This window comes from Pontimicrobium sp. SW4, from assembly GCF_039954625.1.
Lineage (GTDB): Bacteria > Bacteroidota > Bacteroidia > Flavobacteriales > Flavobacteriaceae > Pontimicrobium.
In genome coordinates, this window is the sequence record NZ_CP157199.1 from 3201263 (window position 1) to 3214324 (window position 13062).

Below are 13062 nucleotides of genomic sequence, written 5' to 3' on the forward strand. Positions count from 1 at the left end.
ATAATTTAAACGTTATGGCGTTACACAAGCTACTTGTTGATGATTTTGATGTTGAAACATATTCTCTTTTAGCAATTCATTGCACTATTGAAGATTATCGTGTTGCCTACCTTTTAAATAAACAGCTTCAAATAAATTTACAAAGAAAACCTCAAGACCTAGATTTTAAATATACAGCTTCATCTTTTTCTATTTTTGAATGGGAAGATAAAAAGCAACAAATGATTTGGAATTTAGTGTCTAATGTTTGTAAAAAAGAAGAAGAGAGTATAGCAAGTACAGGATTATTATTTGAAGCACAAAGCAGTATATTAAGAATACATAATTTAATCCCAGAGTATAAAAAAGTGAATTATTTGTTGAAAATTGACAATGATGGAAATTTTATTGACGAAAAAGCAATAATTCAAAAAATTCAAGAAATATCTCAGATTGCTGCAGTTTACAGTATAGATGTAATGCAGTTAAAATCTAAAGACAATTTAATTTTTAATTAATGGTTAATAAAAGAAAAAAAACCAAAATAGTTGCAACCCTAGGACCATCGACAAGCAAAAAAGAAACACTTAAAGCAATGCTAGATGAAGGTGCAAATGTGTTTCGTATTAATTTTTCACATGCTAATTATGATGATGTAAAAAAGAGAATTGCGCTTATTAGAGAGTTAAACGACGAGTATGGTTATAATGCTGCAATTTTGGGAGATTTACAAGGTCCAAAATTACGTGTAGGCAAAATGCAGGAAGAAGTTATTGTAAATGAAGGTGATGAAATAATATTTGCTACAGGTAAAAAGTTTGAAGGTACAAAGGAACGTGTATACATGACCTACGACAGATTTCCGCAAGATGCAAAACCTGGAGAACGGATATTATTGGATGATGGAAAGTTAATTTTTGAAGTAGTTTCAACCGATAAGAAAAGTGAAGTAAAAGCAAGAGTTATTCAAGGAGGACCTTTAAAATCCAAAAAAGGAGTCAACCTTCCAAATACAAATATATCTCAACCTGCGTTAACTGAGAAAGATATTAAAGACGCCATTTTTGCTATTGAACAAAATGTTGATTGGATTGCTCTATCTTTTGTACGTCACGCAGAAGATTTAATGCAACTTGAAGAACTTATCAAGGAGCATAGTGAGCATAAAATTCCAATAATTGCTAAAATTGAAAAGCCTGAAGCTGTAGAGAATATTGATAAAATTGTAGCCTACTGCGATGGCTTAATGGTAGCGCGTGGTGATTTAGGAGTAGAAATTCCAGCTGAAGAAGTACCGCTTATTCAAAAGAAGTTAGTGTTGCGTGCTAAAAAAGCAAGAATTCCAGTAATTATTGCCACCCAGATGATGGAGACAATGATTAACAGCTTAACGCCAACAAGAGCTGAAGTTAACGATGTAGCAAACTCGGTAATGGATGGTGCAGATGCAGTAATGTTGTCAGGAGAAACGTCTGTAGGTAATTATCCAGTGCAAGTGATACGACAAATGTCTAATATCATTAAAAGTGTAGAGAACTCGAAATTAATTAAAGTACCACAAGAGCCACCTCATATTCGCACAAATAGATATATAACTAAATCTATTTGTTATCATGCAGCTAATATGGCTAACGAGATAAGTGCAAAAGCAATTTCTACATTAACAAATAGTGGTTATACAGCGTTTCAAATTTCGGCATGGCGACCAGATGCGCACATTTTAGTATTTACATCAAACAAACGTATTTTAACACAACTCAATTTACTTTGGGGAGTTAAGGCTTTTTATTATGATAAGTTTGTAAGTACCGATGAAACCATTGAAGATGTAAATGCCATTGCTTGCAAAAAAGGCTATTTAGATGTTGGAGACATGCTTATTAGTTTAGCAGCAATGCCTATACAAGACAAAGGAATGGTAAATACCTTACGTGTTACCGAAATTACGAGTTGTAGTTTTTAAAGGAAAGGTTTGTTTAACGTTTAGTTACGGGTTATACATCTTTGTTGTGAGCTGTCTTTTAATTTAAAATGATATTTTGTAGCTAATATTTGGAATTATTAATGCCTCTCTAAATTCTTCAACTATATTGGTCTTAATATTATATCGATGACCTTGGAATTCTTTGTAATTTGTTGCATTTAATATTTTTAGAGATAATTTTTGAGTAGTTTTCTTTTTGTACCATTCGTAATTCATGGTAAAATGAGTCATAAATGACGTTTTTGCTTTTTCTGTAAAAGGTGTCGTTTCATTATAAATAACATCTTGTTCCATTACAGAAGCGGTATTATCAATTATTGAATATCTATCACCTCCTTGTATACTTAATCTTAAGTTTAATCCAAGAACATTTTGTTTATTCTTTCCAATTCTAAATTCTTTTCCAGCTAAAGCATTAAAAAGATAGTTTTTATTGAACCTTGTGTTATACCATTTTTGATTATCTGTTTTGTATTTAGAATCAAATATAGAAGCAGAAATTAAATAGTAGAAACCATTGTTTATGTATTGCTCTAAAGTTAAGTCTAAACCATAGTTTTTTCCTTTTCCATTATTAATATATGTATCATTTATAAACCAATCATTTTGTAAATTTATAAGAGACGTTGTAGTGCTTTCTATAGTGGGAATGTTGAATAAGTATTGAAAATAAGGCTCAACCTTTAAATGTGTTTTTTCTGAAATATGCCAATCATATGTAAATATAAAGTGGTGTGCTTTTGAAAAATCTAAATCTTTATTAGCTTGATTGGAACTTGAATTATTGGTAGTAGCAAGATAAATATTTAGGGGTTCAATTCTACTGTGCAAACCATAACCAAAACTTACTATATTCTTGTCATTTAATTCATGACTTATTCCCAAACGAGGTTCAAGTGTAAAACTATTATTTAATGTGAATAGCTGAGCATTTAAACCAACATTTAATTGCCAATTTTTAAATGAAAAAGAAGAACTTGAATGTCCAGATATTAAAGAACTGAAGCCTTCTTCTGAAACTAATGTGTTTAAGCCATTTGTAGTATCTTGATTTTCTTTTAAACTGATGTTAAATCCTAAGCCTCTTAGTGTAATTCCTGTTTTATTAGTGTGTTTTGAATTGAATTTTTTATTTAAGAATGACTTAAAAGTAATGTTGTAGTTTATATTATCTATTTCATTTTCTGGTTGCAATTGTGAATTATCATCTAGTCTATCTGTTTTTAAATCGATACCATTTGTAGATATTGCTAATGTAGAATTTAAATATGCAGAATTTTCAAAAATAAGTCTGTGATTTAACCCAAATGCTCCCATATACTGTTTTACATCCTGTTTTTCAATATCTTGATAGTAGATTTGTTTTTCAACTTTTGTTTTAGGTTTTATACCAGATTTATCTATCAATCCAATTCCCCAAATAGAGAATAATCCGGTTCTTTTTGTAGGGAGTTTTATTTTAAAAGATAAGTCTTGGTAATTTGTGCCTTCCGCACCTTCTGGTAACAAAGATGAAACAAGACCTAATGTTGAATATCTGTAATTTACGAGATATGTAGCATTGTTTTTTATATTTAGTGGGCCTTCTGAGGCGAAGTCTATCCCAATAGCCCCAATGTCAAAACTATGTTCAAAATTAGAGCTATTGCCATTTCGCATTCTAATATCAAAAACTCCAGACAAAGCATTATTATACTCAGCAGGAAATGCTCCTGTAAAGAAATCAGAGTTTGCTAATAAATTACTACTTAAGGCTGTTAATCCACCACCACCAAAAGATCCTAAATCTGCAAAATGATTTGGATTAGGTATTTCAATACCTTCAATTTTCCATTGCAAGTATTTAGGTGCATTTCCTCTAATAACAATTGCATTGTTACTAAGGCTACTGGCTACTCCTGGAAAAGATGATGCCAAACGTGCTGGATCATCAAAACCTCCAGCGTATCTATTTGCCTCTTCTACGCTTAGCATTCGTGCACTAACAGCTGCCATTTTGTTGAGAGGTTTAGCTTTTACAAGTCTAGGTTTTATAACGATTTCATCTAATGCAAACGCACTTTCTGTAAGAGTTATGGTTAGAACAACTTCTTTAGCCGATGTTACGATAACTTCTGGAAATATAACTGGCTCATAGCCTAAGTAAGAAGCTTCCAAATCATATCTACCAATAGGAACATTTTCAATAAGGAAGTTTCCATCCATATCAGAGGTTGTTCCAATAATTGGGTCAGTACCTCTTATTACTATTGTGGCAAAAGGGATAGGTTCTTTCGAAGAATTATCGATTACTTTACCTTTAATGTTTTGCGTTAAATCTTGGGCATTAATAAAGAAGGTTGAGATTAAATAAGCGAACAAAAAAATATTCTTGACCATAAAATAGAGTGTCGTTATATGATCTCCAAAATTAGATAAGAATGTTTGTTTTTATGTTCGAAGTTATATTGTAGAACCTATTTTTTATAGAATATAACTATTTGATATTCAATGAGTACGTTTTTTAAAAGTTTAACGTTATAAAGAAGAACTACTTTTTTTAAATTCTGAAGGTGTTTGCCCACTAATTTTTTTAAACGTTGTGTTAAATGATGTTTTTGAATTAAAACCAGATTCAAAAGCAATCCCAAGTATAGTTTTATAATTGTTTTGTTTGTCAGAAAGCAATTCTTTCACTCTTTGAACTCTATACCTGTTTACGAACCAAAAAAAGTTTTCATCGAATCCAATGTTTATTAAATATGATAGTTGATGAGGAGTTAATTCCGTTATTTCTGCTAGTTGAGTAAGGGATAATTCTGAATCTAAATATGGTCTCATAGTATTCATAATATCAATAAGCTTAAACTTAAGAGTTTCTAATTCATCATCAGAAATAACCTTTCGTTTTTTTGTTTTCGATTGTTCATCTGACGTAATAATTAGGTTTCGTTGGTTTTCATCCAGTAAGAAAATTTCTTTTTGTTTTAATGAGTTAAAAGCAATAAAGTATATAATTGATAGCGATACAATATTTGCAAATATGTTTAAATCTAATCCTCTAAACAGGATATTATAAACACCAATAAATGCAACCAAAATTAATATCGCAAGAATTATTAACTCTAACCATTTGAGGTCAATTTGAACAGTATTTGATGAAAACAGACGAATTCTTTTTTTATGCTTTTGAATTTTAATATATGAAAGGATGATAAAATAAAATGCTTGAATAATTACAAGCGCATTTAAAGCCTTTGATATGTTAGGGTTGTCTCTATAAGCTTGTTTAATCACTAAAAAAGCAAGTAGTATAATTGGAAAGACTAAATGCATCAAATCTTTTTTTTTGAATTTAAAATTAGGATTTGCGTAGTAAGCGATACTATAATAAAAGACAATGGGTGTTAAAAATTGAAAAAAACGAATAGGCATCCAAAACGTATCGTTTTGAAAATCAAAACCAATTAAAGTAAAAATTTCTTCGAACCAAAAAGTTGACCATAGAAAAAGCATGATTCCAAAACAAAAATTTGCTTTCTTGTTGACTTTTACTGGATTTGCTATTAATAGAAATGAAAGCAATAACAATGAACCATATGTTAAAATTACAATTAGATTATTCATTTAAATGTACTTGGGCTTTTATATTTTTAGGTTGTTTTTTCACTATTGGGGTTAGGTTGCACACTGTAGTTATTATATATAATGTTTCAATGTTCTATATCAAGTGCTAAACAAAGTTCGAGAATTTTTTGATAAAGTCAAACAGTTAAAACTCAAACTTCAATTGCACACTAACGCTTTTGGTTTCAGGTTTTTTCTTGGTTTCGGTATTCAAATTAGATAATGAAATCCCTAATAATCTAACCGATTCTTTTAACGTATCCTGATATAATAATTTTTTTGCGGTATCTAAAATAATAGCTGTATCACTTATATAATATGGCAAAGTTTTACTTCGTGTTTGCAAGGTAAAATCGCTATACTTTATTTTCAAAGTAATGGTTTTTCCTGCTACTTTACTTTTCTCTAAACGCTTTGCAACTTCATTAGCAATTTGCTCTAGTTTTTCAAGCATAAAGACTTCGCTTGTTAGATTATCAAAAAAGGTACGTTCAGCCGCCAACGACTTTCTAATGCGATGTGGCTTGACCTCACTATTATGAATACCACGTACAATATAGTAGTACGATTTTCCAGACCTTCCAAAATGCTTTTCTAGGTACTCAGGCGACTTTGCTTTTAAATCTCTTCCAGTAAAAATGCCTTTTTGATACATTTTTTCGGCAGTGACTTTACCAATACCATAAAATTTTCTAATGTCTAATTGTTCAAGAAACTCCAAAACCTCTTCTGGATTAACTGTTTTTTGTCCATTTGGTTTATTATAATCGCTTGCAATTTTTGCCACAAATTTATTAATGCTAATCCCTGCGGAAGCTGTTAAGCCAACATCATTAAAAATTTGCTGCCTAATTTCTTTAGCAATGAGTGATGCGCTTGGATTTCCCTTTTTATTGTGTGTCACGTCTAAATAGGCTTCATCTAGCGATAGTGGCTCTACCAAATCGGTAAAATCGTAGAATATTTTTCTAATTTTTTTCGAAATTTCGTTATAACGTTCAAAATTGGGTTTCACAAAAATGAGGTCAGGACAAAGCTTAATAGCTAAGTTTCCAGACATGGCACTTTTTACGCCAAATTTTCTCGCTTCATAACTTGCAGCACTAATAACACCTCTTTTTCCACCACCACCAACCGCTAAGGGTTTACCTTTAAGTTCAGGATTATCCATTTGCTCGACAGACGCATAAAACGCGTCCATATCTACATGAATAATTTTTCTTATTGGTAAATCGTTTGGCATAGCGTAAATTTAGGTTTTTATAAGATATGTCAGTTCGAGTGTTTTCTTTTTTTAAAGAAAATGTATCGAGAACAAATAATTAAATTCCACTTTTGTGGAAAGTGAACATGATAGAAATAGAACGTAAATTTTTAGTAACCTCTAATGCTTTTAAAGAAGAAGCATACCAGAAATTTAGAATTATCCAAGGGTTTTTAAATCGTGATCCTGAACGAACAGTAAGGGTTCGACTTAAAGATAATAAAGGCATATTGACGGTAAAAGGATTGTCGTCTAAAGATGGTTTATTACGTTTTGAATGGGAAAAAGATATTTCTAAAAAGGATGCAAAAGCATTATTAGAATTTTGCGAAAAAGGAATCATTGACAAGTTACGTTATGAAGTAAAAGTTAATAATCATGTTTTCGAAGTAGATGAGTTTTATGGAGATAATGAAGGATTGCTAATTGCTGAAGTGGAATTAGAAAATGAAGATGAGGTATTTACAAAACCAGATTGGTTAGGAGAAGAAGTCACAGGAAATATTAAATATTACAATTCACAATTAAGTAAACAACCATTTAATACTTGGGAATAATGAAAAAAACAATGTTAAGCATCGTAATTCTATTGATTTTTGTAGCATGTAAAAGTGAAACAAAAGACAATCCTGTAGTTGTTGAAGAGCCAATAGAAAACAAAGGAAAATCTACTAAAGAGTTAAAAGAAGAGCTATTAGCCAAAGGTTTTGAGCTTTTTGATTATGTAGATGAAAAAAAGCAAGACACTATCATCATGCAAAAGTATTTTATTGCGTTTTTAAAAAAAGGCCCAAACCGTTCTCAACCTGAAGAAGAAGCCAATAACCTTCAAGCAGCTCATATGGCTCATTTAGGTAAAATGTACGAGCTTGGTTATGCAGATATTTCAGGCCCTTTTGATGATGATAGTGATATAAGTGGTATTACCATTTACAATGTGCCAACTTTTAAAATGGCAGATAGTTTGGCTAATGCAGACCCAATGGTAAAAGCAGGACGATTAGTAATTGAAATGCATCCATGGTGGGCAGCAAAAGGATTTCCGTTGAGGTAGTTACAATTCCAACTCTATCCACATTGGTCTGTGGTCAGAAACATAATACTTCAAATATTTTTTAAAATTCGAGACATTAGTTTGCCATAAATCTGGGAAAATAGCATTATCGAAATCAAACACACCATGGGCTATAATTTTAGATTTTAAATCTGGTAGAAATGCTATTTGGTCGTATTGTTTGTCGTTATTAATATTGGAATAAATTTGTGTGGAATGCTCAGGAAGCTTTAAACCACGTTTCATTAGTGCATCATAAGTTTGATCTCCTTTTTCAACTTTAGGAATATTAAAGTCTCCCATAGTAATAATGTTTTTTGAAAAGGCATATTTTGAGTTTTTTCTTAAATCTGCATACCTAGATATAGCATAAGCTTCCAAGGCTCTACGCTCAATGTCTTTTTTAGCCTCGCTTCCAAAAAACGAATGAACAGTAATAAAGATTAACTTTTCATTATTCCATTCAAATGAACATAAATAAGGATTTCTATCAAATCCAGTAAATTTAGAATTAACATTAGCAAGATTTATATGCTTGTAATCTTTTGGAGGAATAGCTATCTCACCAATAAGTTGCAATAAACTCACTTTTTCATTGTTAAAAATAAAAACAGAACGCTCATTATTCCCACCTTTATCCGAAAAAATGACATCGTAGTAATTAGGTAATTCAAGCTCAATATTGTTTAAACCGATAAGATTATCATTGGTTTCCTGAACAGCAATCACATCAAACCAGCTAATAATTTCGGCAATAAGTTTGTAGTGTTCGTTCCATCTATCTTGAAGTCCGAGGTTAGCAATATTCCAAGTAGCAATGAGTAATTTATCATCAGACTTTTCTGGAACTTGACGCGTGACTTTATGATTAATTAAATGTTGAAGCTCAGCATTGAGGTCAAAATTATATACGAAGTTAGGTTTTGGAAACGCAGGCATAAGTTATTATTTTAGAGATAACTAAAGTTAAAAATTTATTCCGAAATCTCAATTAACCGCTTGGCTTCATTCCCAAATTCGTCAACAACTGTAATTAAGTGTTGTCCAGATTTTGGTAAAATAGCCATGTCGTGAATGGCTTTAGTACTGCCAATAAAAGTGTTATCCAAATACCAAAAAACGGTTGTTTCTGGTTTTGAGTGAGCTATTTTTAATATAAGTTCATTCGTGTTTCCGTCAAAATCTTTAGGTAAAAAGAACTTACCAGATTGTTTTGGATAGATAAACTGCATGGTTATAGCTCCTTCAGACACACAACCACTTCGGTAAGGAGGTAAGGGTTTGTAAAACGGGTTTTTAGACTTATAATAATATTCCATTAAAGGAGGCAACACAAACCACGATGTGTTTTTAATATTTGCTAACGATTCGCAAGAAGAGTTCACTTGATATTGTTCTGAGGCATCCAAGTGCACCAACAGATGATAAGGGCAGGGTTTGGTTTTTAAACCGCTAAGTTGAATAAACTTGGTTTCTGTTTCGTTGCAATTAGGAGATGCTCTGTAACCACTTTTTGAGCAAATATCCACTTCTTGCATTTCATCAAAAGGTTTGCTAAACCATTCACTATGAGACAAAATATCAAACACATCAAATAAAATAGGCGCCGCAGTTTGTACACCAACCAATCCTGGACGACCTTCACCATCAGCATTGCCAACCCAAACACCAACTACATAATCTTTAGTGACACCAATGGCCCAAGCATCACGAAAACCAAAGCTTGTACCAGTTTTCCAAGCTATTTGTTTAGAGGAGTCAAAGAACTGCCAGTTTTCGTCGCCTTCAGGCCTATTTACTTCTTTCATACTTTCAAACGTGAGGTAAATGGAAGCTGCATCAAAAATGATTTTTTCATCATTGAGGTTACCAAAATTTATTTCAGTATCTGCATAAAAAGTAGGCTCTAAAAACTCGTTTGTATAATACTGACTTGAGTTTTCATTGAAATGATTAACGGTTCCAGCCATAGCAGCATAACTTTTACATAAATCCCAAAGATTGCTTTCGGCACCACCAAGAATTAAGGATAAACCATAATGATTGGCATTCTTTTTTATGTCTTTTAATTCTAATTGCTTGAGATAATGGTAGAATCTATCTAAACCAAACTGTTGCAATAATCTTACTGAAGGTACATTAAGCGAACGAGCCAAAGCACGTTTGGCAGTAACTGCACCATCAAATTCCTTGCTGTAGTTTTGCGGATTGTAACTTCCAAATTGCGTTGGTACATCTGCAACTAAAGTATTTGGTAATAAATCGCCAGCATCTAACATAGCAGCATATAAAAAGGGTTTTAAAATGCTTCCTGTACTTCGTGGCTTGGTTATGACATCTACTGCATTTTGATGTGTTTTATCGGTTGGCGCATTGCCAACATACGACACAACTTTTCGTGTGTTGACATCTAAAACCAAGACCGCAATATTATGAATTTCGTTTTGGCGTAATTGATTATAGTGATTTTTTACAATGGCATTGGTTTGTTCTTGTTCTTGTTTTTTAATAGATGTTTTTATACGTTTTCCATAATTGCTTTTGGCAACATTTTGCAATAAATGAGGCGCTATTTGCGGTAAAGGATAGGGTTTTTGAGGCAATTCTTCTAGAATTGATAATTCATAAGTTAAGGTGTCAATAACCTCGTTTTTTAATAGTTTTTCAAGAAGCGTATTACGTTTTTTGAGTAAACGCTCTTGGTTTTTTCCAGGATAAATCAAACTTGGTGCATTTGGCAACACTGCTAGTGTAGCGCTTTCTGCCCAAGACAAGTCGTTAGCGTTTCTATTAAAATATCTCCATGAGGCTGCGTCAAGTCCAACGACGTTACCACCAAAAGGTGCATTGCTTGTGTAGTAAGCTAAAATGTTGTCTTTTGAATATCTTAACTCAAGCCTTGTTGCAAGGATAATCTCTTTGATTTTTTCAGTATATGTTCTTGATTTTCCTTTTCGAGACAGACGAATGGTTTGTTGTGTGAGTGTGCTTCCTCCTCGCTTCACTTCACCAGAACTCATATTATCTCTTAGAGCTTTATAAATTGAGATAGGATTAAATCCAGGGTGTTTATAGAAATATTCATCTTCAAACAAGATTAAACATTCTTTGAATTTTTCAGGAATACTATCGTTATGAGGAAATCGCCACTGACCATCTTTAGCAATAATAGCACCAAGCAATTCTCCATCCCGACTTTCAATAACCGTTGCTGTTGGGTCCGTAAACAGTTGTTTTGGCAAACAGAAATAATAAGCAATCAGCAGCATTATTACTACTGCTGATTTTATTTTGTTACGTTTTATGTAGCTTATTATTTTTTTCATAACCCTTCAGTCTTTGATTTTTTTGGTGAAATCAAATCCACCTTCCCTTGATAAGGGAAGGAATTTCATCCTATTAAAATTTATTCACACAACTCTCCTTCTTTTGAAGGAGGAGTGGCTTCTGAATTTTTATTCAGAAGACGAGGTGGTTTTAAAATGACAGATGATTTCTTCTAATACTTCGGATAAATTCTCAAATATCAACCGATTTTCAAACCGAATTACTTTGAGTCCAAGATTTTCAAGAATATCAGTTCTTTCCAAATCATAATTTTGTTGTGCAAAATCTAAATGAACAGCACCATCGAGTTCTACTATTAATCTCTCAGAAGCGCAATAAAAATCAACTATAAAATTTTGAATACTGTGTTGTCTTCTAAATTTTCTTCCTTTTAGTTGTTTTCTTTGTAATGATTTCCATAAGGTTGCTTCGGCAGGAGTTAGATTTTTTCTAAGTTCTTTCCTGCGCTCTTCAAGATGTTTTTGATTATGGATTTCACTCATTCCTTTATAATTTTACCCTTCCGAATTTAATTCTTTTAGTAGAATTAAATTCACCTTCCCTAAAATAGGGAAGGAAGTTTATATATTATTAAACTCGTATTCACGCTCTACTTTGCAAATTTTGGTGTTGTACCAACTGTACCATTGCTCACGCCCTTTTTGTTGTGCTATTAAATGCTCTGAATGTTGTTTCCATGTCTTTATAGCCTCTAAACTTTCCCAATAACTCACTGTAATACCTACATCTTCTCGTGCACTATCAATACCCAAAAATCCAGATTGGGTTTTGGCTAAATCTTCCATTTTTTGTGCCATCTCACTATAGCCTTCATTGTTTTTAGTTAAAGTGGATGTAAATATTACTGCGTAGTATGGTTTAAAGTTTTGCATAAGACTCTTTTTTTGTTTGACTATTAAGTGGTACTTCAAAGATAATTATCTTCTCTGTTTTATAGCCATCAATATCTGTCATTAAAATGCGTAAATATAGTTTGCTTACCACAACTTTTGTAGGATAGTCATTCAAAGAGGCAGCATCTTTTATAGCGTCACTCCAAGTTTCGCCACACGCATCGTTAACAACCGTTTTTAATTCTTCAATATTTACGTCTATAAATCTGCTTGCTTCTTTTTCTGAAATTGGCAAAGCTTCAAACTTCTTATTGCTTGAAATGGTTTTTAAAGGCTTCCAGCTAGAGTAGTAATGCTGCCAGTTAATGATATCGCAGTGCGATTTATCATCAGAAATTGCAATGCTGTTTTCATGCTTTTGGAATACTTCAATAGTTCTAAATTCTTGATGATGTTTCACTCTAACAGTTTTACCTTCTAATGTTTCATTATCATTTAGCTTAAAGAACAATACGCCATTAAAGTCTGGATTAATTTCTCCTTTTATTCTTTCCTTTTCTGTAACGCCTTCAATGGTAACAGTAAACTCATCATAAGTTGTTTTAAATCGCTTTTCTAGTTTTTCTTCGGTTAAATAACCATTAAAAACATAGCCTTCTTCAAAGAATTCGTAAGCGTCAATACCTCTTACTTTTACCCATTCACCAGTAAGTTTTGTGCCACCATCGACAACGTCGAGTTTTAAATTGGTGTGTTCGGTAATTTCTATTGCTGTTCCATAGTCCAACATACCAACTTTTATGGCGCCTTGACTTGGTTTTTCTCTTACTATTAATCCGTTTTCGGCATTAACGTATTGAATGTCTTGTGCTTCTACGTAGCCAAATGCTACAATTGTTACTAATAAACTTATTATTGTTTTCATTTTTTTTAAGGTGTTAAAGGTCAGTCCGATAAAATCAGATAGTATTATTGAGACCTTTCGACTGCGCTC

General features: G+C 32.2%; 12 protein-coding genes. 4 read left to right on the forward strand and 8 right to left on the reverse strand.

Translation table 11 applies throughout. From position 1 onward, the window contains the following. Positions 1-14: 14 nt before the first annotated feature. Both ABGB03_RS14715 and pyk read left to right on the forward strand, forming a co-directional pair. Complete coding sequence (locus ABGB03_RS14715; RefSeq protein WP_347923390.1) at positions 15-497, forward strand: IPExxxVDY family protein; 483 nt, start codon at positions 15-17, stop codon at positions 495-497. Continuing rightward, the gene (gene pyk / locus ABGB03_RS14720) at positions 497-1942 is read left to right on the forward strand and encodes a pyruvate kinase (RefSeq protein WP_347923392.1); all 1446 of its coding nucleotides are present in this window, start codon (positions 497-499) and stop codon (positions 1940-1942) included. Before ABGB03_RS14715 ends, pyk begins: the two co-directional genes overlap by 1 nt. Before the next feature lie 63 nt (positions 1943-2005). Here the strand turns inward: pyk and ABGB03_RS14725 are convergent, their stop codons facing one another. The 3 genes from ABGB03_RS14725 to dinB form a co-directional block, all read right to left on the reverse strand. Then, on the reverse strand, positions 2006-4342 hold the full coding sequence (locus ABGB03_RS14725) for a TonB-dependent receptor (protein WP_347923394.1): 2337 nt from the start codon (positions 4340-4342) through the stop codon (positions 2006-2008). 138 nt (positions 4343-4480) lie between these two features. Continuing rightward, on the reverse strand, positions 4481-5569 hold the full coding sequence (locus ABGB03_RS14730; RefSeq protein WP_347923396.1) for a helix-turn-helix domain-containing protein: 1089 nt from the start codon (positions 5567-5569) through the stop codon (positions 4481-4483). A gap of 145 nt (positions 5570-5714) precedes the next feature. Further along, on the reverse strand, positions 5715-6812 hold the full coding sequence (gene dinB, locus ABGB03_RS14735; protein ID WP_347923398.1) for a DNA polymerase IV: 1098 nt from the start codon (positions 6810-6812) through the stop codon (positions 5715-5717). Between the two features lie 107 nt (positions 6813-6919). Here dinB and ABGB03_RS14740 point away from each other — a divergent pair, with 107 nt between their 5' ends. Both ABGB03_RS14740 and ABGB03_RS14745 read left to right on the forward strand, forming a co-directional pair. Further along, a complete protein-coding gene (locus ABGB03_RS14740; RefSeq protein WP_347923400.1) occupies positions 6920-7390 on the forward strand; it encodes a CYTH domain-containing protein in 471 nt (156 codons plus the stop codon). Further along, positions 7390-7887 (forward strand): YciI family protein, encoded by a 498-nt coding sequence (locus tag ABGB03_RS14745; protein ID WP_347923402.1) that lies wholly within the window; start codon positions 7390-7392, stop codon positions 7885-7887. Before ABGB03_RS14740 ends, ABGB03_RS14745 begins: the two co-directional genes overlap by 1 nt. Here the strand turns inward: ABGB03_RS14745 and ABGB03_RS14750 are convergent, their stop codons facing one another. The 5 genes from ABGB03_RS14750 to ABGB03_RS14770 form a co-directional block, all read right to left on the reverse strand. After that, entirely contained in the window at positions 7888-8826 is a 939-nt protein-coding gene (locus ABGB03_RS14750) for an endonuclease/exonuclease/phosphatase family protein (RefSeq protein ID WP_347923404.1), read from the reverse strand. A gap of 35 nt (positions 8827-8861) precedes the next feature. Further along, positions 8862-11213: a penicillin-binding protein 1C gene (pbpC, locus tag ABGB03_RS14755; protein WP_347923405.1), complete on the reverse strand. Its 2352-nt coding sequence runs from the start codon at positions 11211-11213 to the stop codon at positions 8862-8864. Between the two features lie 129 nt (positions 11214-11342). Beyond that, positions 11343-11717, reverse strand: a complete 375-nt coding sequence (locus tag ABGB03_RS14760; RefSeq protein ID WP_347923407.1) for an endonuclease domain-containing protein — start codon at positions 11715-11717, stop codon at positions 11343-11345. A gap of 78 nt (positions 11718-11795) precedes the next feature. After that, a complete protein-coding gene (locus tag ABGB03_RS14765) occupies positions 11796-12107 on the reverse strand; it encodes an antibiotic biosynthesis monooxygenase (RefSeq protein WP_347923409.1) in 312 nt (103 codons plus the stop codon). Beyond that, positions 12094-12993: an SH3 domain-containing protein gene (locus ABGB03_RS14770; RefSeq protein ID WP_347923411.1), complete on the reverse strand. Its 900-nt coding sequence runs from the start codon at positions 12991-12993 to the stop codon at positions 12094-12096. Before ABGB03_RS14770 ends, ABGB03_RS14765 begins: the two co-directional genes overlap by 14 nt. Between the last annotated feature and the right edge of the window lie 69 nt (positions 12994-13062).

Coding starts and splice junctions, on each gene's coding strand:
- ABGB03_RS14730 (WP_347923396.1), bottom strand. CDS start 5,569: ATGAATAATCTAATTGTAATTTTAACATATGGTTCATTGTTATTGCTT.
- dinB (WP_347923398.1), bottom strand. CDS start 6,812: ATGCCAAACGATTTACCAATAAGAAAAATTATTCATGTAGATATGGAC.
- ABGB03_RS14725 (WP_347923394.1), bottom strand. CDS start 4,342: ATGGTCAAGAATATTTTTTTGTTCGCTTATTTAATCTCAACCTTCTTT.
- ABGB03_RS14750 (WP_347923404.1), bottom strand. CDS start 8,826: ATGCCTGCGTTTCCAAAACCTAACTTCGTATATAATTTTGACCTCAAT.
- ABGB03_RS14765 (WP_347923409.1), bottom strand. CDS start 12,107: ATGCAAAACTTTAAACCATACTACGCAGTAATATTTACATCCACTTTA.
- ABGB03_RS14715 (WP_347923390.1), top strand. CDS start 15: ATGGCGTTACACAAGCTACTTGTTGATGATTTTGATGTTGAAACATAT.
- pyk (WP_347923392.1), top strand. CDS start 497: ATGGTTAATAAAAGAAAAAAAACCAAAATAGTTGCAACCCTAGGACCA.
- ABGB03_RS14760 (WP_347923407.1), bottom strand. CDS start 11,717: ATGAGTGAAATCCATAATCAAAAACATCTTGAAGAGCGCAGGAAAGAA.
- ABGB03_RS14740 (WP_347923400.1), top strand. CDS start 6,920: ATGATAGAAATAGAACGTAAATTTTTAGTAACCTCTAATGCTTTTAAA.
- ABGB03_RS14745 (WP_347923402.1), top strand. CDS start 7,390: ATGAAAAAAACAATGTTAAGCATCGTAATTCTATTGATTTTTGTAGCA.
- ABGB03_RS14770 (WP_347923411.1), bottom strand. CDS start 12,993: ATGAAAACAATAATAAGTTTATTAGTAACAATTGTAGCATTTGGCTAC.
- pbpC (WP_347923405.1), bottom strand. CDS start 11,213: ATGAAAAAAATAATAAGCTACATAAAACGTAACAAAATAAAATCAGCA.